The sequence below is a fragment of the Spongiactinospora sp. 9N601 genome (assembly GCF_044326295.1).
Lineage (GTDB): Bacteria > Actinomycetota > Actinomycetes > Streptosporangiales > Streptosporangiaceae > Spongiactinospora > Spongiactinospora gelatinilytica.
This window is the reverse complement of the sequence record NZ_JBIRBB010000013.1, coordinates 60017-81836: the sequence shown is the minus strand read 5'-3', so window position 1 is coordinate 81836 and position 21820 is coordinate 60017. Positions and strand designations below refer to the sequence as shown.

Sequence of the window (21820 nt, the reverse complement as noted above, 5' to 3'; positions counted from 1 at the left end):
CCTACCCAGTTGTTCGCGAGTTAAAGAAAAGCCGTTGGGACATTGGTATAAACCACTGCCGTAGGTCTAAACCAATCCGGTAAGAGGTTTAGTCCAGACGCCTTACCGATTCGCCTGCGCACCGGCCCTTCGCAAGCACGGTGAACGGGGGGTGAAGCGCGCCCGCCACACCTCGTCAGGGGGTCAGGAATCGATGTCGGGCCCGGCCGCGCGGACCCGGTCCACGTGCTGCAGCGCGTCCCTCAGCTCGGCCAGCCACGAATCGGTGTGCCGGCCGACCAGGCGCACGCACCAGGCGAGCGCGTCGCTCCTGCTCCTGGCCACTCCGGCGGCCACCAGGGTGTCCAGAACCTGACGCTCGGACTGGCGCAGGCGGGTCATCACCGGCACCGACAGTGTGGTGAACATCACTGTCTCGCCGCCGACGGAGACCCCCCACGACACCTTCTTGCGGAACCGGTGCTCGACCTCGCGGGCGATCTCCATCCGCCGCTCCCGGGTCTCCTCCCGGAACCGCCGCGCCAGCCCTTCGGCGGCGGCGGCCCGCTCGGCCTCCGGAGCGCCATCGGGGGTGACCGGCGGGGCGAGCGGGCCGATGACGGTGATCTCCTCGCGATCGAGCACGATCTCCGGCGCACCGGTGAACCAGTCGCCGGGCAACCGGCCGGTGAACCATCCACGCAGTTGACTGATTGCTTCGTCGCTTTCCATGTAATGGAGATTACACCGCTTATAGGAAAGCGACACCCCGCAACGCTGACGGCGAACAACCGCCGCCGGGTGGTCAGACCTTGACGGCGATGGCGTCGATCTCGACGAGCATCCGGCCGGGCAGGCCCACCACGACGGCGGTCCGCGCCGGATACGGCTCGGCGAAGACCTCCTTGTAGGGCTCGTTGACCAGCTTGATGTGCTCCTCCTTGGTGACGAACACGCGCACCGAGATCACGTCCGCGATCGACGCGCCCGCGCCTTCCAGTACCGCGCGCAGGTTGGCCAGCGCCTGGCGGGTCTGGCCGGCCACGTCGTCGGAGACGTACTTGCGGGTCTGTGGGTCCATGCCGACCTGGCCGGACAGCGCCACGATGTTGCCGCGCACCAGGGCCTGCGAGAACGGGCCGGAAGGGGCGGGCGAACCGGGGACGAGGACGGCGGTCGAGGTCATCTTTTCTCCTTATTGGGCGGGGATTCCGTCGATCAGGGTGTGCCGGACGCGGATCTGCGGGAGTTCCGCGGGATCGGCGGCGAACAGGTCGCGGTCCAGGACGACGAGGTCGGCGCGGTGGCCGGGGGTGAGCGCGCCGAGGTCGTGTTCGCGGCGGGCCATGTAGGCGCCCTCGGCCGTGGCGCCGTGCAGGAGTTCGGCCCGGGTCAGCCGTTCGGCGGGGAACAGCGGCTCCCCGCCGGACCGGCTCTGCCGGGTCTCCCCCGCGTGCAGGGTGAGCATCGGGTCGGGCGGCGCGACCGGGAAGTCCGTGCCGTGCGCCAGCCGCACGCCCGCGCGCAGCATCGAGCGGAAGGCGTACGCGTGCCGGGCGCGGTCGGCGCCGAGCCGGTCCAGCAGGTAGCCGGTGGCGGCGTGCAGGTGGGCGGGCTGGACCGAGGCGATCAGGCCGAGCGCGGCCATCCGCCGCTGGTCGCCGGGGGTCACCACGGTGGCGTGCTCGACCACGAACCGGTGGCCGGGCCGGTCGGCCACGAGGGGTTCGAGGGTGTTCAGCAGCCGGTGGTTGGCCAGGTCGCCGATGGCGTGCACGGTCAGGCCGTGCCCGTGGGCCAGTACGGCTCGCGCCGCCTCCCGGATGCGCTCCTGCGTCACCAGGGCGGCCCCGCTGTGCCCGGGGTCGTCACAGTACGGCTCGGCGAACAGCGCGCCGCGCGCGGCCAGCCCGCCGTCGGAGACGAGCCGCAGCCGCTGCAACGCGAAGCGCGGATCGCCGGTACCGGTCAGCACGTCCCCCGCGAACTCCGCCAGGTCGCCCTCCGCCGGGGCGCGGACCATGCCGAAGATCCGCGGCATCGGCACGCCCTCGGCGAGCAGCGCCCGGTAGTCATCGATCCAGGTCACGTCGTCGATGGCGTCGTGCAGCCCGGTCAGCCCCAGGCGCAGGCAGTGCGCGGCGGCCTGGCGCAGCAGCCGCCGCCGGCCGGCCGCGTCCCGCGCCGGGATCACCGCCCGCACCAGGTCGGCGGCCGTCTCCAGGAGCACGCCGGTGGGCTCCCCCTCGTGCCGCAGCACCCGCCCGCCGGGCGGGTCGGCGGTGCCGGCGTCCACCCCGGCCAGCCTCAGCGCGGCGGCGTTGACCACCGCGCCGTGGTGGTCGAAACGGTTGAGCAGGACCGGGTTGTCCGGGGCGGCCTGCGACAGCGGGTGGTGGTGCGGCGGGTCGCCGGCCGGGGTCCAGCCGCGCCCGATGATCCACTCCCCGGGGGCGGCGGAGGCGGCACGGGCCGCGACCCGGCGGACGACCTCGGCGAAGCCGGCGGCGTCGCGCAGATCCAGCACGGCCATCGACTCGCCCAGGCTGAGCAGGTGGGCGTGGGCGTCGATGAACCCGGGCAGCACGCTGCCGCCCCCGGCGTCCAGCACCGTCCCGGTGGGCGGCTCCCCGATGGCGGCGATCCGCCCGTCCTTCACCAGCACGGTCGTGGTGGCCGGTCCGTGCCCGGGCAGCAGGGCGCCGGCAATGGTGAGCGTCGTCATGTCTCCTGCTTCTGCTCGCCGAGGAAGCCGCGGAAGGTCGCGACGGTGCCCGCCCGGTGTTCGTCCAGCAGGCGGACCAGCAGGTCGGCGTCGCGGGCGCGGACCGCCCGCACGATGCCGTCGTGCTCGCGCTCCACGCGGTCCCGGTTGGTCGCCTCGCTGTAGTAGAGGGTGCGGTAGACGTCCGTGGCGTCCCACAGGATGCCGAGGAAGCGCCGCAGCCGGGGCATGCCGCAGGCGTCGATCAGGGTGAAGTGGAAGCGCCTGTTCGCGGTGGCCATCGCGGTCACGTCGCCCTGCTTACCGGCGGCGACGACGTCCTCGTGCGCCTCGGCGAGGCGTCGTACGTCGTCCTCGCCCATCCGGCCGACGGCCTGCCGGGCGGCCTCCGACTCCAGCAGTTCGCGCAGGCGGTAGACCTCCAGCAGGTCATCGAACGACAGCTCGGCCACGACGTAGCCGCGCCGCGGCCGGTAGATGACCTGCCCGTTGCCCTCAAGGATCTTCAGGGCCTCGCGCAGCGGCACCCGGCTGACGCCGAACCGCTCGGCGAGCGCGTCCTGCCTGATCGGCGAGCCGGGCGGCAGCGCGCCGGTCAGGATCGCCCTGCGCAACCGCGCCAGCACGTACTGCTGCGTGGTCTGCGGCGGCGTGGCCGCCTCGATCTCCATCGGCTCAGCCCCGCCTGATCTCGCCGTTCATCATCACCAGCCGGACCCGCCCGGCCAGCCCGGTCACCTCCAGGCCGTCGCCCTCGACCAGTACCAGATCCGCCAGCCTGCCCGGCGTGAGCCGCCCCAGGTCGCCGAACCCCAGCAGGTCCGCCGCCGACCCCGTGGTCGCGTGCAGCACCTGCGCGGGCGTCATCCCACCGGCCAGCATCAGCGGTAGTTCATCCAGATTCGACCCGAAAGGCCCGACCCCGGTGTCGGTGCCCATCGCGATCTTCACCCCGGCCTGGACCGCACGCGCGAACGACACCTGGTGCGCCTCGAACGCCTCCCGCGCCTTGGCCACCGCCGCCGGGCTCAGCCGCACGCCCGAGTCGGCCATGTCGAGGATGGTCTTGGTGGCGACCAGCGTGGGCACCAGCCAGGTGCCGTGCTCCACCATCAGTTCCAGGCACTCATCGTCCAGGTAGATGCCGTGCTCGATGGACCTGGCCCCGGCCCTGACCGCGTTCTTGATGCCCTCCGGCGACTGGGCGTGCGCCATCCACGGCTTGTGCGCGGCCCGTGCCGCCGCGTCCAGCACGGCGAGTTCGTCCGGCTGGAACTGCGTGTCGTGCGGATGGTCGCGGGAGGACAGCACGCCCCCCGTCGTGCACACCTTGATCACGTCGGCCCCGGCCCGGATGATCTCGCGGACCTTGTGCCGGATCGCGTCCGGGCCGTCGGCGATGCCGTCCGGGCGGCCCGGGTGCGCGATCGTGTACTTCATCGTGCAGCCGGAGGGCCGCCAGCCGTCCCCGTGCCCGCCGGTCTGGCTGATCAGCGTGACCGCGATGCTCAGCCGCGGGCCGTCCAGCAGCCCCTCCTCCTGGGCGCGCTTCATGCCGAGGTCGGCCCCGTTGGCGTCGCGCGCGGAGGTGATGCCGAGGTCGAGCATCGCGGCCATGTTCCGCGCGGCGGCGTAGAACTGGTAGGAGAACGGCCGCTCCAGCCGGGTCACCAGGTCCAGCCCCGAGGAGCACACGTGCACATGGCAGTCGAACAACCCGGGCAGCACGGTCATCCCGGTCGCGTCGATGACCTCGTCGCCGTCCAGGCCGACGCCCACCTCGGCGATCCGGTCTCCCTCGATCGCGATGTCGGCCCTGGCCGGTGCGGCCCCCGTGCCGTCGAACACAGTGCCGCCGCTGACCACGATCCGCGTCATGCCCTCATCCCTTCAGGTAGACCGTCGTGGTCCTGGTGTAGAAGTCGCGGGGCGCGCGGCCCTGCTCCTTGGGACCGAACCCGCTGCCCTTCTCGCCGCCGAACGGCACGTGCAGGTCGGCCCCCGCCGAGTTGGTGTTGACGTGCAGCACGCCGACGTCGAACCGGTCGATGGCGTCCAGCACGGTGGACACGTCCTTGGTGAAGATCGCCCCGGACAGGCCGTAGTCGGAGGCGTTGGCCATGGCCAGCGCCTCCTGCGGGCCGTCGGCGGTGAGCGCGGCCAGGACCGGCCCGAACACCTCCGTCCGCCACAGCGGCAGCTCCGGCCCCGGCGCGGCCAGCACGCTCGGCCCGGCGAAGAAGCCCTCGGCGAGCATGCCGTCCCGGTAGGGCTCGCCGCCGGTCAGCGGCCTCGCCCCGGCCGCGACGGCATCGGCCACCGCGCGTTCGACGTTGTCCCTGGCGGTGGCGGTGACCAGCGGGCCCATCGTGGTCGCCGGGTCCAGCGGGTCGCCGACCGTGATGGCCCCCGCCAGCCGTACGACCTCCTCCAGCAGGTCACCGGCCACCGCGCGGTCGGCGATCAGGCGGGTGTTGGAGGTGCAGCGCTGGCCGGTCGCGCCGAACACGCCCGGCACGATCTGCGCCGCCGCCGCGGCGAGGTCGGCGTCGGCCAGCACGACGGCGGCGTTCTTGCCGCCCATCTCGGTCTGCACCGGCTTGCCGAGCGCGCCGCAGCGGGCGATCAGCGCCCGGCCGACCGTGGTGGAGCCGGTGAAGCTCACCGCGTTCACGCCGGGGTGCTCGACCAGCCGGGAGCCGACCTCCACGCCGCCGTGGACCAGGTTCAGTACGCCCGGCGGCAGCCCCGCCGCCTCCAGCGCCTCGGCGAATCGGATCGCCAGCAGCGGGACGACCTCGGCCGGCTTCCACACCACCGCGTTGCCGTAGCTCAGGGCGGGCGCGATCTTCCAGGCCGGGATGGCGATCGGGAAGTTGAACGGAGTGATCACCCCGGCGACGCCGATCGGCTTGCGGACGACGAGCACCCGCTCCCCCGCGCGCGGGGAGTCGAACAGCTCGCCGGTGGACCGGTCGGCCTCGGAGGCGGCGTAGTCGAGGATGTCGGCGGCCCGCCGCACCTCGCCGGTGCCCTCGGCGAGGGTCTTGCCCTCCTCCTCCGACAGCTCCCTGCCCCACTGGTCGGCGTGCGCGCGGATGTGCGCGGCGGCCCTGACCAGTACGGCGGCGCGGGACCGGAACGGCGTCGCGGCCCAGCCCGGCGCGGCCAGGGCCGCCGCCTCGACCGCCCGGTCCACCTGCGCCGGGGTGGCGTGCCTGCCCTCGGCGAGGACCGTGCCGGGGAAGGCCGGGTTGACGTCGAGCAGCGGCGCGCCCTCGCCCTCGACCCAGTTTCCGCCGATGTGGTGGGCGATGGTGGTGGTCATGCGCGAAGTACCTCCTCGTCGAGCTGGACCAGGACGGGCCCGCCGCGTTCGACGGCCCGGCGCACGGCCGGGGTGATGTCGGCGACGGTGGCCGGGCGTTCGACGGCCGCGCCCATGGCCGTGGCCAGGGCGGCGAAGTCCGGCGTACGCGGGGTGACGGCGATCGGCTCGATGCCGCGGGCGATCATGTCGTCGCGGATCTGACCGAGCGCCTGGTTGTTCCAGAGCAGCACGATCAGCGGCAGGCCCAGCTCGGCCGCGGTGATGATCTCCTGGCCGGTGTAGAGGATGCCGCCGTCGCCAGCCAGCGCCACCACGGGCCGGTCCGGGTCCGCGACCAGCGCGCCGATCGCGGCGGGTACGGCGTAGCCGAGCGTGCCGAAACCCGAGGGGTGGTTCCAGCGTCCCGGCTCCCGCATCGCGACGACCTGGGTCGCGGTGTAGGCGAGCTGGGTCATGTCGGAGAAGACACGGACATCGGGGGGCAGGCCCGCGAAGATCGCTTCCAGGACGGTGCGGTGCCAGGGCCGGTACGGCGGGGCCGCGGCCTCGGCCATGGCCCTGAGCTCTTTGACCTCGCGCTCTGTCGTGGTGCTGTCCGGGTGCCGGTCGGGGAGCAGGGCGAGCAGCTTTTCGGTGAGCTGCCTGGCGTCGCCGCGCAGGCAGAGCGCGTCCGGGTAGTCGCCGGGCAGGTGCGCCGGGTCCACGTCGATCCGGATCAGCCTGCCCTTGAGCGGGAGGGTGTCCACGTTGATGTCGGTGGAGGACAGTTCGGTGCCGACGGCGAGTACGACGTCCCGCTCGGCCAGCCACTCCCGTACGGCGGCGCGCTGGAGTACGCGTCCGGTGCTGAGCGGGCCGTCGTCGGGGACTGTCCCGCGCCCGGCGACCGTGGTGAGCACGGGGGCGGCCAGCCTCTTGGACAGTTCGCGCAGCTCGGCGGCGGCTTTTCGGGCGCCGCCGCCCACGATGATGGCGGGGCGTCCGGCTCCGGCCAGCAGTGCGGCGGCCTCTGTGACGTCTTCGTGCGGGCCGGCTTCGGTGACCGGCGGCAGGGGCGTCCAGCCGTCGCCGACCTCCTCGGCCAGCAGGTCGATCGGCACCTCCACGTACACCGGGCGGGGGCGGCCGGAGGTCAGCGCGCCCCAGGCGCGGGCCAGCAGTTCCGGCAGCTCGGCCACCGACCGCGCGCTCAGGGCGAGCCCGGTGATCGGCTCGACGATGCCCCGCTGGTCCTTGCTCTCGTGCAGGTGCCCGCGCCCGCGGCCGAGCGTGTCCAGCCGGGTGACGCTGGCCAGCACCAGCATCGGCACCGAGTCGGCATACGCCTGGCCGATCCCGGTGGCGGCGTTCGTCACGCCGGGCCCGGTGATCACGCAACAGACGGCGGGCCTGCCGGTGGCGCGGGCGTGCCCGTCGGCCATGAACGCCGCGCCCTGCTCGTGCCGGGGCAGCACCACCCGCATGTCCTGGCGGGCCAGCCCGCGGAAATACTCCAGCGTGTGGACGCCGGGGATGCCGAACACGGTGTCGGCACCATAGTGGCGCAGGGTGGCCACGATCGCCTCGCCGCAGCGCATCAGCGATCTTCCCCCATTCTTGGACGGCTTCGGTGTTTCAGTGGAACTTCTGGATGAAGTCGCGGACGCGGCCGGTGCTCTCGTCCACCCGCGCGGCGGGCAGGTCCTCGACGATCACGCCGTGCTCCATCATCACGACGCGGTGCGCGGCCCGTCGCACGAAGCCCATCTCGTGCGAGGCGACGATCATGGTCATCCCGTCGGCGGCGAGTTCCTCCATGACGGTCAGCACCTCGCCGGTGGTCTCCGGGTCCAGGGCGCTGGTCGGTTCGTCGAAGAGCATCACGTCCGGCCGCATGGCCAGCGCGCGGGCGATGGCCCCGCGCTGCTGCTGCCCGCCGGACAGTTTGCGCGGGTAGACGTCGGCCTTGTCGGCCAGGCCGACGCGCTTGAGCAGTTCCCTGCCCCGGTCGCGGGCCTCGGCCGCGTTCAGCCCGAGTACCTGGATCGGGGCCTCGATCACGTTCTGGAGCAGGGTCATGTGCCAGAAGAGGTTGAAGTTCTGGAACACCATGCCGATGCCCGCGCGGGCCTCGGCGATCACGTCCTCGCGGGCGGCGACCGGCTTGCCGCTCTCCTCGCGGTAGCCGACCGTGCGGCCGTTGACGGTGATCCGGCCCTCCTGGATCGTCTCCAGGTGGTTGATCGTGCGCAGCAGCGTGCTCTTCCCCGAACCGGACGTACCGATCAGGCAGACCACCTCGCCCCGGTGTACGTCCAGGTCGAGCCCGTGCAGGACGTGCAGCTCGCCGTACCACTTGTGGACGCCGCGCACCTCGATGACCACGTCGCTCTTGTTCACGCGGCCCTCCTTCCGGCCGGGCCGGCGGCGCCGAACAGGTGGCGGCGGGCGCGGGCCAGCGGCCCCTCGGTCGTGGTGTCGGCCTCGTGCCGCGCCAGCCGGGCCTCGATGAGGGACTGGATGAACGTCCAGACCGTGGTGAGGATCAGGTAGTTGACGGCCAGGCCGATGAACAGCTCGAACACCCGGAAGGTCTCGGCGGCGAAGGTCTGCGTGGTGAGCAGGAGTTCGGGCACGCCGAGCACGCTGGCCAGCGAGGTGGCCTTGAGCATGATGGTGAACTGGTTGCCCATCGGCGGCACGACGACCCGCATGGCCTGCGGCAGGATGATCCGCCGCAGCGTGGCGATGCGCTTCATGCCGAGCGCCTTGGCCGCCTCGACCTGGCCGCGGTCCACGGCCATGATGCCGCCGCGGAAGATCTCGCCCATGTAGGCGCCCTCGCGGATGGAGAAGCCGAAGATGGCGGCCTGCATCGCGGCGGGCAGCACCATGCCGAAGACGGTGATGTCATTGAAGCGGAAGATGCCGGCGGCGGCCAGGCCGGTGTAGAGGAGAATGAGGATGACCAGTTCCGGCACGCCGCGCAGCAGCCACACGTAGAGGGCGGCCAGCCCGCTGATCACCCGGATCTTGGAGAGCCTGGCCAGCGCCACCAGCATGCCCAGTATGACCCCGAAGATCATCGAGATCACCGCCATGAACAGCGTGCGTTGCAGGCCCACGCCGTAGTGCGGGCTCAGGTCGAACATGTGGGTCCACAGGAAGGACCAGTCGAAGCTCACGCGCCGGACCCCTCCGGCACGCACGCCACCGGCTTGGCCGTCTCGGCGGCGTCCAGGGTCTCCTTGTCCAGGGCGTACTTGTGGAAGATCTCCTGGTACTCCCCGGTCTCACGGACGGCGTCCATGGCCTTCTCCATGGCGTCGTAGAGGTCCTTGTCGGGCTTGTTGATCATGAATCCCATCCGGCCGCCCGCCTTGACGTCCGACAGGCACGGCGGCCCCGCGGTCTCCAGGCGTTCGGGGGCCTTGCCGATGTAGTAGGAACTCGCCGAGTACGTGGTCGCCGCGGCGTCGATCACCCCGGCGGCGACCTGCTGGAACAGGTCCGTGGTACTGGCCAGCGGAACGATCTGGATGTGCGCCTTGCCGCTCGCGGTGAACCGCTTGTTCATCTGCTCCAGCAGGTCGTGCGCGACGGTCCCGTCGGGCGCGGCGACCTTCTTGCCGGCCAGCGACTCGAAGTCACTGACCTGCTTGGGGTTGCCCTTGGCCACGACGAGCTGGGTGGCGGCGATCGAGTACGGCAACTGCCAGGCGGTCTTGTCCCGCTCCGGCACGATCTTGAGCTGACTGACGATCATGTCGCACTGGCCGCCGAGCAGCGCCGCGATCAGCCCGTCCACCCGGATCTGCACCCACTTGTGCTTGAGCCCGAGCGTCGCGGCCAGCGCGGCCCCCAGCTCGATCTCGGCCCCGACCTGCTTGCCGTTGTCGGTGTAGGAGCGGGGCGGGTTGGTGAAGGTCGAGCAGTAGGTGATCGTGCCCTTTTCGGTGAACTTGGCGGGAGCCGCCACCTTGCCGGCGGACTTGCTGCCGCGCTGAGCGGTGTCGGCGGTGGTGGAAGAGGTGTCCTGGGCTGCCCCGCCGCAGGCGGAGATGGCGAACAGGGCGGTCGCGGAGATCGCCGCGATGCTCAGGTGACGGCTGCGCATCCTGGCTCCAATGAGGGTTGTTGCTGTTGGAGTGTGAGGTTAGGGTGCTTCAAGTTGGAGAATCAATATTGGATCCGAAAAAGTTACCGGCCCGGCCCCTGAGGCCCCGGGGCCGACTTCGCCCTGGTCAAAACCGGTACCGATGTCCGCTCTGGAGTCCCCTGCCGCGTAGTACGGACAACCGCCGGCCTTGATTCCGCGCAGTACGGACGCTCCGACGTACAGTCCTCCCCACCGCCACCACCGCGGCGCGGCCCATAGGGGCCCAATGGCCTTCGCTTCGCTCAGCCGTGTTTCCTAGGGTCGGGCTCCGCCCGACGCTCGCGCCCCCAGCCGGACGATCGCCAAACCCTAAGACGAGGTCCCACGCCGATCCATTCAGACACTCCTACGACGGTCGCCTCCTCAGCCAGGCCGCCAACACCGAACCGCCTCGGCCGCGCATCTGGCCTCCACCGCCCACCAGCACAGGGCCGATAGGCGCGGCGATCCCATGGACCTCGACCGTTGCCGACGAGTCCAACAAGGCGATCCTGATCGACACCAAACCGACCAACGGGTGGCTTGAAAGCCGGTGCCGAAACGGCGAGCGGCCACGACACCCGCGAAACACCGGGCACAGGCCGCCACGGGATACGGACACTCGGGTTGGGTGGGCATGCCGTACAGCACCTACCTCAGGCCGCCGACCGGAGCCGCCTCCCCGGGCGTGGGGTGCACCGGGGAGGCCGCGACGATCACTCAGATCACGCCGCCCAGGAGAGGAAGGATCCCGAACGGCCAGCGCCCATCAACCACCACCTCCCACCTGCTCAGAAGCTCACCGGCGAGCGCGATCGGGAGCCTCGCCGGAGCCCTCACATGCGCACATACCGGTCGAACGCCCCGGCATGCACCCGGGTGATGAACGCCCGCCAGGACTCCACCGTCGTCAACACCCCCCCCCGGCCGTTCCGGGTCGGCGTCCCCAACCGACAGCACCAGCAGCCCCCACCGCTCCACCGGGTCGATCGCCCCGGCCCGCACCGCCATCACGAACTCGGCGAACGCCACCCGCGAGATCAGCACCCCGCCGGCGGTCCGGTCCCCGCCCTCCCAGAACCGCAGCCACCCACCCGCCAGCCCAGACCGTTCCACCTGAAGCCCCTCACCACAGCCCACCGGCCCTCCCTCCTATATGTCGTCGAACCAGCCACGCCTGACCATCACCGCGAACCCCCCAGTGATCCCGCGCCGTCAGCAGCAGTACGCCCAGCGTTCCCCGCTGGCCAGCAACGGTTCCGGCGCGAAAGCGTGGCACCACCGGGCCGGACGACCCACCCCGCGGCCCCCGGTTCACGCCGACCGCGCCAGCTCAAGATCGGCCCACACCGCCCGCCCCCGGCGACGCTCGGCCACCCCCCACTTGACCGCCAGCACCCCGACCAGTGCCAGCCCCCGCCCGCTCTCCGCCTCACTGACCAAGGCCCCCGCCACCGGCCCCGGCACCCCTGCGCCCTGGTCGATGACCTCCACATGCACCTGCTGATCGGTGCCGGTCATACGCACCGTCACCTGCCCATACGCAAGCCCACGAGTCCCATGGACAACGGCGTTGGTCACCAGCTCGCTGACCACCAGGGTGGCCGAGTACACAGCATCGGCGGCCCCATACCCCCCGGCCTCCAGCACACCGCGCGCGAATCCTCGGGCGACTTGCACTGAGGGCACGGCGGCCGGGAGCGTCAGTCTTCCCAGGAACACCGGGCCGATCATGCCCGCCGCCTTACGCCCAACACGGAGCGGCCCCTAGTAGGGGTTGGACACGAGTCCATGAGGTCACCCATGTAAACCACCGCCATTGCCCGAGACCGAACCGTTACAAAGCGTTGTTCACCGCTGAGTACGCAGGCCATTACGGACTGCAACACTGGCCCCAGTTTGCATGTACGCCTGCAGCAGCGCAACTGCACCTGCGCAACTGCACTCGGCGATGAACGATTTACCCGGATATGCCCACAGGAGGAGAGGCAGCATGACCTTGAGCCGCCACAGCCCGACCGTCCGTAGGCGACGACTGGCAGCCGAGTTCCGACGACTGCGCGAAGCGCGAGGGCTGACGATCGATCAGGTGGCAGCAGAGATCGACTGGCACGCTACGAAGCTCAGCCGGGTCGAGACAGGCAAGCAGTCGCTCCGCCTCAGCGATGTACGCGCTCTTCTGGAGGTACTGCAAGTCGCCGCCGAACTTCGAGAACCCCTCCTCGCCCTTGCCCGGGAGGCTCGCCAACGGGGTTGGTGGCAAGCTTTCGGGGAGGCTGTCCCTGACTGGTTCGAGGTCTATGTCGGACTCGAATCGGAGGCGTCCGGACTACAGATCTATGAGGCCGAGTTCGTACCTGGCCTGCTCCAGACGGCACAGTACGCGCGAGCCGTTCACCAGGCCGCTCAGCTCCGTGCGTCCGATGCGGAAATCGAGCAGCAAGTCGCCGTGCGGATGGCCCGCCAAGAGCTCCTGACCGGCGAAGGCTCGCCACAGCTATCCATGATCGTGAACGAGGCGGCCATTCGACGCGTCGTGGGCGGAGCGAAGGTGATGCGTGCCCAACTGGCCCGCCTCATGGAACTGGCCCACCTGCGCAACCTCACCCTGCAAGTGCTCCCCTTCAGCATCGGCGCACATCCCGCGATGGTCAGCGGATTCCATATCCTCACGTTCGAGCCGGAGGACTCCGACGTCGTCTATATCGAGTACCCGACCGGTTCGATTTACCTGGAGAGGCCCACAGAAGTCGAGCGGTATACGCTGATATTTGAACGGCTGCGAGTGGAGGCTCTACCCACCGAGGCGACCCGTGACCTGATCGAGCAAGTGGCTCGCGAACTGGACCGCTAGCCACGCTGAGAATGGAGCGTGGACGATGGACCCGACAACCCCGCTTACGGACCTGCCCCTGTCCCGCGCCACGTGGCGCAAAAGCACCCGGAGTAGTGGAAACGGCGGAGCCTGCGTGGAGGTCGCCACCGACCTTCGTGGCATCGTCGCTGTTCGCGACAGTAAAGACCCCGACGGACCAGCCCTGATCTTTACTCCCGACGAGTGGCGAGCATTCACAAGGCTGGTCGCTGATCGCTGACCTTTCCCCTTCTTCTCAGGCAGAGTGGCGGCCGAGTACGGGGTCGGCCAGCCAGCGGGCGGGTGGGCACAGGGTCTGGCCGTGTGCGCGGAACAGTTCGTCTCGGGAGTCGAAGTACCCCAGGTCGGCGCGGACATTGGCGGACAGGTCGCAGCTTGACGCGGAAGCGCCGTCCCAGTCCACCGCCGTCCGGGTGATGGCCTCGAAAAGGGTTTCAGCGCCGCTGTTGGCGAAGCCGGTGCTCATGCAGAGGCCGTCGTAAAGGTCGGAGATCGGCACCCAGGCCCCGTCGATCAGAAACTCCGGCCAGGCCAGGATGACATCGGCCGGGACCACGGCCCGTAGCCGTGGGAAACGCGGATACCAGAACGTCCCGTCGATCACTCGCCCGCGCACTCGGGTCGCAATGCCGTGTGCGCGTGCCACGGCCTCCAGTACGGCCATGCGCTGGCTGCACGAGCCTCGTCCACGGGCGAGCGTCACCGAGACGGGTTGCTCGTCGTTCACCGCGTACACCGGGCGGATTCGCTCGCCGATCAGCCGGTGCGCGGTTTTCAGCAGGTCGCGCTGGGAGGGGTGCGCATTCGCCTGTGCGGAGAGCCGGGCGGTCTTCTCCGCGCAGGCCGCCAATTCACGGACGCGCGGATGGTGCCGGTTGAGGATCGGTGTGGGAGCAGTACCGCCTTGGACCGGCCTCAGGAGCGCCGATCCTGCGCGCCGCCGACACCAGGGACCGAGTAATCGCGAGGTCACGAGACCACTCCATTCAATGGGCTTTTCGACTCCGGCCTCCATTGTGCATCGCGAAATGGCGGTGGCCGGTTTGGGGCGGCGGGCAGTGGGCCACCTGCCGTACCGGAAAAGCCCTGGGCCGAACGCCAGGTCAGTCGTCGATCACCTGGTAGAGCGTGGTCCAGAAGTCGTGCATGGCCCGCGCCGAATCCGGGGTGGACATCCCGACCTGGGTGAGCAGAATGCCGATGAGCCCGTTTTCCGGGTCGGCATAGGTGGAGGTCCCCGTGCCACCGTCCCAGCCGAACTGACCGATCGGCGCGAAGTCGCCACGGTAGGTCCGCACCGCCATCCCGAAGCCCCAGCCGCCGTGCTGCCCCGTGCCATATGACATATGAACGAAGTCGCGGGCCCAGGATTCCCGGGTGGCCAGTTGCTCGGCCGGGAGGCGGTTGGTGGTCATCAGCTCGACCGAGGGCCGGGACAGGATCCGCCGGCGTCCGTGCCTCCCTCCGTTGAGCAGCATCCGGAAGTACGCGTGATAGTCATCGACGGTCGAGACCAGCCCACCGCCGCCCGACTGGAAGGCCGGGGGCGTACTGTAGCGTCCGCCCACGGCCTCGTCCCAGATGTTCATTTCGCCGGTCTGCGGGTCGGGCGCGTAGCTGGGCGGCAGCCGGTCGATCTTGGCGGCGGGCACGTGGAAACCGGTGTCCCGCATCCCCAGCGGCTCGAAGATGCGTTCGCGCAGGAACTCCTCGAACGGCCGGCCGGTGACCCTGGCGACGAGCACGCCAAGCAGGTCGTTGCTGATGTGGTACTGCCACCGCTCTCCAGGTTGATACATCAGCGGCAGCGTGCCGAGGCGGCGCATCCACTCGTCCGGCTCGGGCGTCGGCAGCGAGCCCTGCGTGTAGACCTGCCGCTCGAAGATCGCGGCCCCGATCGGGGTGCCCGCCATCGTCACGTCCACGCCGAGCCCGAACGTGGAGGTGAGCAGGTCCCTCACGGTGATCGGACGCCGCGCCGGCACCGTGTCCTCCAACGGACCGTCGGCCCGCTTCAGCACCCGGCGGTCGGCGAGTTCGGGCAGCCATGGCTCGACCGGCTCGTCCAGCCGCAGCCGGCACTCGTCCACCAGGACCATCGCCGCCGCCACCGCGACCGGCTTGGACGTCGAGGCCATCCGGAAGATCGTGTCCCGGCGCATCAGCGCGCCACCGTCATGGCGCATCGTCCCGATCGCTTCGACGTGCGCCTCGCCGCCCCGGCTGACCAGGGCGACGAGCCCTGGAATCTTGCCGGACTCGACATGCCGGGCCAGTACCTCGCGCAGTCTGCGCAGCCCTGTTTCGGAGAAGCCGTTGTCGCCTTTTCCCATGATGAATCTCCTCAGAATGGTGTTCGGTCGGGCGGAACCCGCCCGGCGTTATGCTCATGGGCTTTCATCGGCCATGCACGGGGGGGCGGCTGTCGCCGTCTTGATGTCGCCACTGAAAAGCGGCAGAGAGGAACCGCCGGGCAGTCAGGGAAAGCGCTGCTCGGCTTCAGGCGGCACTATGTGCCGGGATGATCTCAGGCCGTATTGTCGTCCTGGCCGGTGGCGCGGTTAATGGCGTCGGCCGGCCGCTAACGCGCGCGGGAGGGGACGTAGCCGCCCTCCGTGTAGTTCTTGACGAACACCTCGGCGAACTTCACCGGATTCTCTCCGGCGATCCGGCGGATCGGCGTCCCGCCCGCCACGGCCTGCTCGAACAGGTCGGCGAGGTCGTCGAACCTCGCCGCATCGCGGTCGCCGTCGGTCGAGGTCGCCTCACGAGCGCCTTGCACTCCTGCCGGCGCCGCTTGGGGCCGACCACCTTTGCGAGGCTGCCCTTTTCGTCAGCGTCGGACATGGTCACCTGCCTCCTATGCGGAGCCGTTCGAGCCGTTCTGCGAGGAAGCTCCAGGTCCTCCAAAATTCTTGGAGGTATTCCTGTCCCTGCGCATTGAGGGAGTACACCTTGCGCGGCGGGCCCTTGTCGGACGGGACCTTCTCCACATCGACGAGGCCACGTTGTTCGATCCTGACCAGCAGCGCGTAGATCGTGCCCTCGGCGATATCAGAGAAACCCTGATCTCGCAGCCACGCCGTGATCTCATAGCCATAGGCGGGCCGTTCGGACAGGATCGCCAGGACGATGCCCTCCAGAGTGCCCTTGAGCATCTCGGTCGCCTGTTTGCCCATGGGCCACTCTCTCCAGCTACTCAGTGACACTGACTACGTAGTAGACAGTACACCGATCATCGGTACATAGCAACACTGAATAGCGGGGCTGACGGACGAGACCGTGAGTGAGCGATCGGACCGTGCCGCGCGGCGGCCCTGCCCGTATCGTGGTGGTCCTGACGGATTCCCGAGGAGGATGGCGTGATTCTTTCCGAAGAGGGCGACATTCTTTCCGAGCAGGGCGATGTGATCACCATTGCCGTCGCGCAGCCCGCCTGCGCGCCCGCCGACGTCCCGGCCAACGCCGCGGCTCACGCCGAGATGATCCGGGCCGCCCGCACCGACATCGTCCTTTTCCCCGAACTCTCGCTGACCGGCTACGAACTGGACGCGCCACCGATCAGCCCGAACGATGACGACGCCCTCGGACCCATCGTCGAGGCATGCGCCGCCACCGGCGCCCTGGCACTGGCCGGCGCGCCGATCGAGGAGGACGGCCGCGAGTACATCGCGATGATCGCCGTTGACGGTACGGCGGCGCGGGTCGCCTACCGGAAGATGTGGCCGGGCGAAGCCGAGAGCCGTCGTTTCACCCCCGGACGGTCCCCGGCCGCGATCGAGGTCCGCGGCCGGCGACTGGGCCTGGCGATCTGCCGCGACTCGGGCATCCCCCAGCACGCGGCCGACACCGCGGCCCTGGGCATCGACGGCTACCTCGTCGGCGCGCTGTTCAGCCCGGCGGGCGCGGTGGAACGTGATGCGCGTATGCCCCAGATCGCGGCGGAGTTCGGGGTGTGGGTGGCCGTGGCCAGCTACGCCGGGGCGACCACGGCGTACCCCGTGACCTCGGGCGGCTCGGGCGTCTGGTCACCGGACGGACGCCTCGTCACCCAGGCCGGTCCTGCTCCCGGTGCCTTTGTGGTGACCAAGCTGGTCCTGACCTGATGGACCGAGGCCGAGATCAGTACGAACCGCCAGGGATCAGTACGAACCATCGGGAATCAGTCCGAACCGCTCGGCGAACGCCGACAGTTCCCGGCGCTGGTCGTCCGGTTCGGTGGCGGCGGCGCTCACGACGACGCGGGTGACCCCCTGCTCGGCCAGTTCCTCGACACGCTCGACAGGCATGTCCAGCGACCCGAACCGGGTGTACTCAAGCGCGTCCGGATCACGTCCCGCCTCGGCCGCACTCGCCCGGGCCAGCTCCCACTGCGCGGCCCGCTCCTCCGCGGCCAGCGCACCCCCGGGAAAGAAGCCGTCGCCAAGCCGCCCCGCCCGCCGCGCCGCCGCCCGGCTCGATCCGCCGATGTGGACCGGCAGCGTGGTGACGCTGAGGGGTTTCGGGAAGCTGCACACCGCCTCGAAGGAGAAGAACTCACCGTCGTGGTCCGCTCCCTCGTCGCCACCCGCCCAGAGCGCTCGGAGTACGCGGATCGCCTCCTCGGCCCTGCGCCCCCGCGCGGCGAAGTCGACTCCCATGGCTTGTGCCTCGCGCGGCAGGCTGCCCAGGCCCACGGTCAGCAACCGCATCCTGCCCCGGGACAGGACGTCGATGGTGGCCAGCCGTTTGGCGAGCGTCACGGGGTGGTGGTAGGGCAGGAGGAGTACCGCCGTGCCGAGCAGGATTCGGTTGGTGTTGGCGGCGACGAAGGTCAGGCAGTCGAGGGGGTCGGCGTAGGGGAGGGTGGGGGGTAGCTCGAACGCTCCGACGGTGGCACCGGGGTGCAGGACGACGTGCTCGGGCACGTAGAACGACTCGAAGCCGCACTCCTCCGCGAGCCTGGCGAAGTTCGTCATCTTCTCTGGATCGACGCCGTAGTAGGGCGTGCTGTAGGTGATGCCGAACTTCATCCGGTTTCTTCTCTCGTGATGGGGGCGGTGGTCGAACGCTGGTGTGCTTGGAGCTGCGCCCAAGGTAGAACCTTGACATCGGCGTCAAGGCAAGCGGGTTCGCTGCGGCACAGGTCGCGGGGGATCGTGGGGTGACGTCAGGCGCTCCGGTGGATGGCACTGGAACTGCGCAGGGCCATGACCCACGCGAAACGGTGGAAACCAAACCGCAACCGAGCACGGCGCGGCGGTGGAACCGATGCCTGCCGTACAGGCCCCACAGCACAACGGACCCCCGCAGCACGCCCACAGCGCGACCGGCCCGCCGCACCATGAACTCCCTGATCAGGGCGAACGGCTTTCAGCATGCAGCCGCTCGCGGATGGTCGATGCCTCCGGCGTGCCGAGGACTTCGTGCAGGCGCAGCGCCCTGCGCCAAGCCGCCCGCGCCTCCTCCCCCTCCCCCCGCGCCTGGTGGCAAAGGGCGACACCGTCCAGCGCGCACGCCCGCCGATAGTCGTCACACAGTTCGCCGGCCAGCAGCACGGCGACCTGATGGTGACCGAGCGCCCGCGTGGGGTCGCCCATCGCGCGCACCGTCTCGCCCAGCTCGTTCAGCAGGTCGGCCTCGCCGGGCTGGTTGCCGAGTTCGCGGGTGATGGTCAGCGCCTGGTGCAGGTGGTCGTGGGCCTGCGGCAGGTCCCCCAGCAACCGGAACATGATCCCGAGGTCCCCCAGCGCGTTGGCCTCGCTGAGCCGGTCGCCGAAGCGCCGCGCCATCGCGGCCACCTGCCGGGCCAGGTTCAGGGTCCGGTGATCGGGGCCGAGTACGCGGGAGTGCCGCCCCTGCCGTTCGTACCAGATGTCGGCCTTTTCGCACACCGGCCGGTCGGCCAGCTCCCGCGCGATCGCCAGGGATCGGACCAGGTTGCCGTCCGCCTCGCCGTGCCACCCGAGGTGCTGCTGCGCCATCCCGAGGTTGCCCAGCGCGTACCCCTCCCCGAACCGATCCCCCGCCGCCCGGAACGCCGTCAGCGCCCGGTGCAGAACGTCGATGGCGTCGCCGTAGTCGCCGGTGCGCCAGTGCACGGCCGCGAGCCTGGCCAGCGCCCGCCCCCGCTCCCCCGCGCACGTGACCTGCGCCGCCCGCGCGTGCACGGCCTTGGCGTCGCGATAGTGGCCGCCTGAATCGAGATACCGGGACAGCAGTGTGGACAGCAGCGCCGCCTGGGCGGGCGTCCCCTGGACTGCGGTGGCCACAAGGTTGGCGCGTTCTGTGTCCAGCCAGTCCGACGCGGCCCGCCGATCGGCGAACGACTGAACGGCCCCGCCCCCGCCGCACACGGCCGGGCGGCGATGCTTCTCATAGGGGGCGTACTGGTCCATAGCGAGCGCCGCCGACCGCGCGTAGTGGGCGTGCAGCCGGCCCAGCGCGGCCTGGCGGGCGTGGCCGGGCTCGCGGTCGATGGCCTGCCGCAGCGCGAAGCGGCGGGTCAGGTCGTGGAACTCGCAGTGGTCGGGTCCGGGCCGGCGCAGCAGGTTGGCGCCGAGCAGGACACGCAGGTCACGGGCGGCCTCTGACGTCGAGACGCCGGCCAGGGCCGCCGCGGCGAGGTCGTCGATCCGCCGCCCCGGGTGCAGGGCCAGCAGCCGGAACGTCCGCCGGCATCCCGGCGTCAGCCGTTCATACGACAGCGCGAAGGCCGCCTCGACAGGGGCCTCGACACGCAGGAGGTCACGGTGTGCGCGCAGCCGTTCCAGATGGTCGTGCAGTGTCCAGCCGCGGCCACCCGCGATCTGCCCGGCGACCAGGCCCAGCGCGAGGGGCAGGTGGCCGACCGTTTCGGCGATGTCGGCGGCGGTGTCCGGTTCGGCGTCGATCCGGTCCGCGCCCGCAGCCGCGCGCAGCAGCCGTACCGACTCATCCCCGCCCAGCACCTCCAGCCGCACATGATCGGCACCGGGCAGTCCGGTCAGCCGGCGCCGGCTGGTCACCAGCGTGAGTGAGCCGGGGCCGTCGACGATCAGGGGCAGTACCTGGCGCTCGTCGGCGGCGTTGTCGAGCAGGACGAGCACCCGGCGACCGGCCAGCCGGTCCAAGAACTCCGCCCGAAGCGCCCTGACGTCGAGCCGCTGCAACCGATCCCCGTGCGCGCCGAAGCGGCGCAGCCATTCGTCCAGTACGACCGCCGGGTCGACGGGCGGGCGATGCCGGTCGTAGCCGTGGAGGTCCACCGACAGGGTCAGGTCGATCCGGGCGTGCGCGCGGAGCCGCCGCGCGGCCTCCACGGCCAGCGCCGTCTTGCCGACCCCGGGCATCCCGTCGACCGCGACGAACCGGCCGCCCTGAGTGATCGACCGCAGCTCCCGCTCACGTCCGACGAACAGGTACCGAGGCCCGGCCGCCCCGTCCACCCGGCCCGTCACCGCGCCATCGCCCAACCCGGTGAGCACCGCGCCAACCGGCCTTTCCCCTGCCGCACTGAACACGGCGCCGCCCGGCGCGGCCCCGCCCGTCAGCAGTCGCTGGAACAGCCGCCGCAGGTCGGCCCCGGGCTCCACGCCCAGTTCGTCGATCAGCCGCCGCCTGGTCGCGTGGAACAGTTCCAGCGCCGCGGCCCGGCACCCGGCCCCGTCCAGCGCGGACATGAGCAGTCCCACCGCGCCTTCACGCAGCGGGTCGCCCGCCACGAACGCCCTCAGCTCCGGCAGTACTTCAGCGTGCTGCCCCATCTCGATCCGCAGCCCGAAGTAGCGCTCCCGCACCCCGTCCCGTCGTTCGGCGAGCCGCGCCGCCTCGGCCGCGAGTTCCGGCCCCAGCGGCACGTCCTCCAACGGCCGGCCCCGCCACCCGCGCAGCGCCCGCTCGAAGTGCCCGCATGCGGCGTTCATCGTGGAGGCCCGCTCGCCGGCCTCGGCCTGCTCGATGAAGGCGTCCGCGTCCAGCTCGCCCGGCCGTACCTCGATCAGGTACCCGCCCGCGCCTGTGCGGAGGCGGGATTCCGGCTCGCCGGGAACGCACAGGGCGCGACGCAATCTGCTCAGGTAGGTACGCAAATTCGAGGCGGCCGAATCAGGCGCTTCCGGCCATACCTGATCGATCACCCGGTGAGTGCGGACGAGCCGGTTGGCGTGCAAAAGGAGGGTCACCAGAATGGCGCGGGGCCGAGGGCCCCCCAATCGTATGGGACGCCCGTTAACGCATACTTCGATCGGGCCGAGTATCCGAAATTCGACGCTCATGTCATATCCCGAGATACGAGGGCGATGCCTGACGCAAATGTACAGGCGATCACTGGTGCGTGTGCCGCATTGTGTGCAAGAAGGGACGAGACTTCGAGTCAGCGGTGCTCAAAGCCGCGCAAGCCCCGAACACGCGAATCGAAAGGAGTCGAGTATGCGTGCTACGACGATGGCCGCGGCGACCCTTGCCGCCGTCGTCATGGCCGGCCTCCCGGCCGGAACGGCGAAGGCCGGCACCTCACCCGGCGTGACGGCGGACCCCACGGCGACGAGCCGGGCAGCGACGGCCCGAGGGCGGGACGCCTACGTCGAGGTGCGCTACCGAGGCAAAGTGGTCGGCTCTATGTGGTTCCGTCACAGGGGAAATCGGGTGATCGTCTGCGACCCTTTGAACGACCACAGAAGCGTGACGGGCCACATCAGGTCGCCCGGCCACATCTTCTTGCCCATACGGGTCGACAACAAGGGACGCGGGGTGCGCTGCGCCAAGAGGAGCCCCAGGATAAGGGAGGGAGTGCCAGTGAAGATCCGCGTATGCGTCCAACGCCTGCCCTGCAGC

General features: G+C 70.4%; 21 protein-coding genes. 3 read left to right on the top strand and 18 right to left on the bottom strand.

Annotation, left to right across the window (positions count from 1 at the left end; translation table 11 throughout):
* Positions 1-183: 183 nt before the first annotated feature.
* From ACH34R_RS28935 to ACH34R_RS28880, 12 genes are all read right to left on the bottom strand, one after another.
* Positions 184-711, bottom strand: coding sequence for a hypothetical protein (locus ACH34R_RS28935; protein ID WP_397564693.1), 528 nt, complete (start codon positions 709-711; stop codon positions 184-186).
* A 73-nt stretch (positions 712-784) separates the two neighbouring features.
* Positions 785-1165 carry a RidA family protein gene (locus ACH34R_RS28930; RefSeq protein WP_397564692.1) on the bottom strand — a complete coding sequence of 127 codons (381 nt, stop codon included), beginning with the start codon at positions 1163-1165 and terminating at the stop codon, positions 785-787.
* A gap of 9 nt (positions 1166-1174) precedes the next feature.
* Positions 1175-2704 (bottom strand): amidohydrolase, encoded by a 1530-nt coding sequence (locus tag ACH34R_RS28925; protein WP_397564691.1) that lies wholly within the window; start codon positions 2702-2704, stop codon positions 1175-1177.
* Positions 2701-3375, bottom strand: coding sequence for a GntR family transcriptional regulator (locus ACH34R_RS28920; protein ID WP_397564690.1), 675 nt, complete (start codon positions 3373-3375; stop codon positions 2701-2703). Before ACH34R_RS28920 ends, ACH34R_RS28925 begins: the two co-directional genes overlap by 4 nt.
* Before the next feature lie 4 nt (positions 3376-3379).
* Positions 3380-4582 (bottom strand): amidohydrolase family protein, encoded by a 1203-nt coding sequence (locus ACH34R_RS28915; protein ID WP_397564689.1) that lies wholly within the window; start codon positions 4580-4582, stop codon positions 3380-3382.
* Positions 4583-4586: 4 nt separating this feature from the next.
* Positions 4587-6032, bottom strand: a complete 1446-nt coding sequence (locus ACH34R_RS28910; RefSeq protein ID WP_397564688.1) for an aldehyde dehydrogenase family protein — start codon at positions 6030-6032, stop codon at positions 4587-4589.
* Positions 6029-7612 (bottom strand): 5-guanidino-2-oxopentanoate decarboxylase, encoded by a 1584-nt coding sequence (locus ACH34R_RS28905; RefSeq protein ID WP_397564687.1) that lies wholly within the window; start codon positions 7610-7612, stop codon positions 6029-6031. The genes ACH34R_RS28910 and ACH34R_RS28905 overlap by 4 nt, the downstream gene beginning before the upstream one ends.
* Positions 7613-7649: 37 nt before the next feature.
* Positions 7650-8414 (bottom strand): amino acid ABC transporter ATP-binding protein, encoded by a 765-nt coding sequence (locus tag ACH34R_RS28900; protein ID WP_397564686.1) that lies wholly within the window; start codon positions 8412-8414, stop codon positions 7650-7652.
* Complete coding sequence (locus ACH34R_RS28895; protein WP_397564685.1) at positions 8411-9199, bottom strand: amino acid ABC transporter permease; 789 nt, start codon at positions 9197-9199, stop codon at positions 8411-8413. Before ACH34R_RS28895 ends, ACH34R_RS28900 begins: the two co-directional genes overlap by 4 nt.
* The gene (locus ACH34R_RS28890; protein WP_397564684.1) at positions 9196-10131 is read right to left on the bottom strand and encodes a transporter substrate-binding domain-containing protein; all 936 of its coding nucleotides are present in this window, start codon (positions 10129-10131) and stop codon (positions 9196-9198) included. The genes ACH34R_RS28895 and ACH34R_RS28890 overlap by 4 nt, the downstream gene beginning before the upstream one ends.
* 741 nt (positions 10132-10872) lie before the next feature.
* Positions 10873-11268: a hypothetical protein gene (locus tag ACH34R_RS28885; RefSeq protein WP_397564683.1), complete on the bottom strand. Its 396-nt coding sequence runs from the start codon at positions 11266-11268 to the stop codon at positions 10873-10875.
* Positions 11269-11466: 198 nt separating this feature from the next.
* Positions 11467-11886, bottom strand: a complete 420-nt coding sequence (locus ACH34R_RS28880; RefSeq protein ID WP_397564682.1) for an ATP-binding protein — start codon at positions 11884-11886, stop codon at positions 11467-11469.
* Positions 11887-12145: 259 nt separating this feature from the next.
* On the opposite strand from ACH34R_RS28880, the gene ACH34R_RS28875 reads away from it, so the two are divergent.
* On the top strand, positions 12146-13006 hold the full coding sequence (locus ACH34R_RS28875) for a helix-turn-helix domain-containing protein (RefSeq protein WP_397564681.1): 861 nt from the start codon (positions 12146-12148) through the stop codon (positions 13004-13006).
* A 25-nt stretch (positions 13007-13031) separates the two neighbouring features.
* Positions 13032-13247: a DUF397 domain-containing protein gene (locus ACH34R_RS28870; RefSeq protein WP_397564680.1), complete on the top strand. Its 216-nt coding sequence runs from the start codon at positions 13032-13034 to the stop codon at positions 13245-13247.
* Between the two features lie 15 nt (positions 13248-13262).
* Here the strand turns inward: ACH34R_RS28870 and ACH34R_RS28865 are convergent, their stop codons facing one another.
* The 4 genes from ACH34R_RS28865 to ACH34R_RS28850 all read right to left on the bottom strand — a co-directional run bounded on the left by ACH34R_RS28865 (position 13263) and on the right by ACH34R_RS28850 (position 16206).
* Positions 13263-13877, bottom strand: a complete 615-nt coding sequence (locus tag ACH34R_RS28865; RefSeq protein WP_397564679.1) for a transglutaminase domain-containing protein — start codon at positions 13875-13877, stop codon at positions 13263-13265.
* A gap of 253 nt (positions 13878-14130) precedes the next feature.
* Complete coding sequence (locus ACH34R_RS28860; protein WP_397564678.1) at positions 14131-15360, bottom strand: serine hydrolase domain-containing protein; 1230 nt, start codon at positions 15358-15360, stop codon at positions 14131-14133.
* Between the two features lie 248 nt (positions 15361-15608).
* Entirely contained in the window at positions 15609-15809 is a 201-nt protein-coding gene (locus tag ACH34R_RS28855) for a hypothetical protein (protein ID WP_397564677.1), read from the bottom strand.
* Between the two features lie 67 nt (positions 15810-15876).
* Positions 15877-16206 (bottom strand): PadR family transcriptional regulator, encoded by a 330-nt coding sequence (locus ACH34R_RS28850; RefSeq protein ID WP_397564676.1) that lies wholly within the window; start codon positions 16204-16206, stop codon positions 15877-15879.
* 183 nt (positions 16207-16389) lie between these two features.
* Between ACH34R_RS28850 and ACH34R_RS28845 the strand changes: the two genes are divergently transcribed.
* Positions 16390-17133, top strand: a complete 744-nt coding sequence (locus ACH34R_RS28845; protein ID WP_397564675.1) for a carbon-nitrogen hydrolase family protein — start codon at positions 16390-16392, stop codon at positions 17131-17133.
* A gap of 36 nt (positions 17134-17169) precedes the next feature.
* Here ACH34R_RS28845 and ACH34R_RS28840 read toward each other — a convergent pair whose 3' ends face one another.
* Both ACH34R_RS28840 and ACH34R_RS28835 read right to left on the bottom strand, forming a co-directional pair.
* Positions 17170-18039 carry a TIGR03619 family F420-dependent LLM class oxidoreductase gene (locus ACH34R_RS28840; protein WP_397564674.1) on the bottom strand — a complete coding sequence of 290 codons (870 nt, stop codon included), beginning with the start codon at positions 18037-18039 and terminating at the stop codon, positions 17170-17172.
* A 324-nt stretch (positions 18040-18363) separates the two neighbouring features.
* The gene (locus tag ACH34R_RS28835) at positions 18364-21261 is read right to left on the bottom strand and encodes a BTAD domain-containing putative transcriptional regulator (protein ID WP_397564673.1); all 2898 of its coding nucleotides are present in this window, start codon (positions 21259-21261) and stop codon (positions 18364-18366) included.
* Between the last annotated feature and the right edge of the window lie 559 nt (positions 21262-21820).

Excerpts from the sequence above, each read along its gene's own strand:
- ACH34R_RS28935 (WP_397564693.1), bottom strand. The coding sequence starts at position 711 with ATGGAAAGCGACGAAGCAATCAGTCAACTGCGTGGATGGTTCACCGGC.
- ACH34R_RS28930 (WP_397564692.1), bottom strand. The coding sequence starts at position 1,165 with ATGACCTCGACCGCCGTCCTCGTCCCCGGTTCGCCCGCCCCTTCCGGC.
- ACH34R_RS28925 (WP_397564691.1), bottom strand. The coding sequence starts at position 2,704 with ATGACGACGCTCACCATTGCCGGCGCCCTGCTGCCCGGGCACGGACCG.
- ACH34R_RS28920 (WP_397564690.1), bottom strand. The coding sequence starts at position 3,375 with ATGGAGATCGAGGCGGCCACGCCGCCGCAGACCACGCAGCAGTACGTG.
- ACH34R_RS28915 (WP_397564689.1), bottom strand. The coding sequence starts at position 4,582 with ATGACGCGGATCGTGGTCAGCGGCGGCACTGTGTTCGACGGCACGGGG.
- ACH34R_RS28910 (WP_397564688.1), bottom strand. The coding sequence starts at position 6,032 with ATGACCACCACCATCGCCCACCACATCGGCGGAAACTGGGTCGAGGGC.
- ACH34R_RS28905 (WP_397564687.1), bottom strand. The coding sequence starts at position 7,612 with ATGCGCTGCGGCGAGGCGATCGTGGCCACCCTGCGCCACTATGGTGCC.
- ACH34R_RS28890 (WP_397564684.1), bottom strand. The coding sequence starts at position 10,131 with ATGCGCAGCCGTCACCTGAGCATCGCGGCGATCTCCGCGACCGCCCTG.
- ACH34R_RS28880 (WP_397564682.1), bottom strand. The coding sequence starts at position 11,886 with ATGATCGGCCCGGTGTTCCTGGGAAGACTGACGCTCCCGGCCGCCGTG.
- ACH34R_RS28875 (WP_397564681.1), top strand. The coding sequence starts at position 12,146 with ATGACCTTGAGCCGCCACAGCCCGACCGTCCGTAGGCGACGACTGGCA.
- ACH34R_RS28870 (WP_397564680.1), top strand. The coding sequence starts at position 13,032 with ATGGACCCGACAACCCCGCTTACGGACCTGCCCCTGTCCCGCGCCACG.
- ACH34R_RS28860 (WP_397564678.1), bottom strand. The coding sequence starts at position 15,360 with ATGGGAAAAGGCGACAACGGCTTCTCCGAAACAGGGCTGCGCAGACTG.
- ACH34R_RS28850 (WP_397564676.1), bottom strand. The coding sequence starts at position 16,206 with ATGGGCAAACAGGCGACCGAGATGCTCAAGGGCACTCTGGAGGGCATC.
- ACH34R_RS28840 (WP_397564674.1), bottom strand. The coding sequence starts at position 18,039 with ATGAAGTTCGGCATCACCTACAGCACGCCCTACTACGGCGTCGATCCA.
- ACH34R_RS28835 (WP_397564673.1), bottom strand. The coding sequence starts at position 21,261 with ATGAGCGTCGAATTTCGGATACTCGGCCCGATCGAAGTATGCGTTAAC.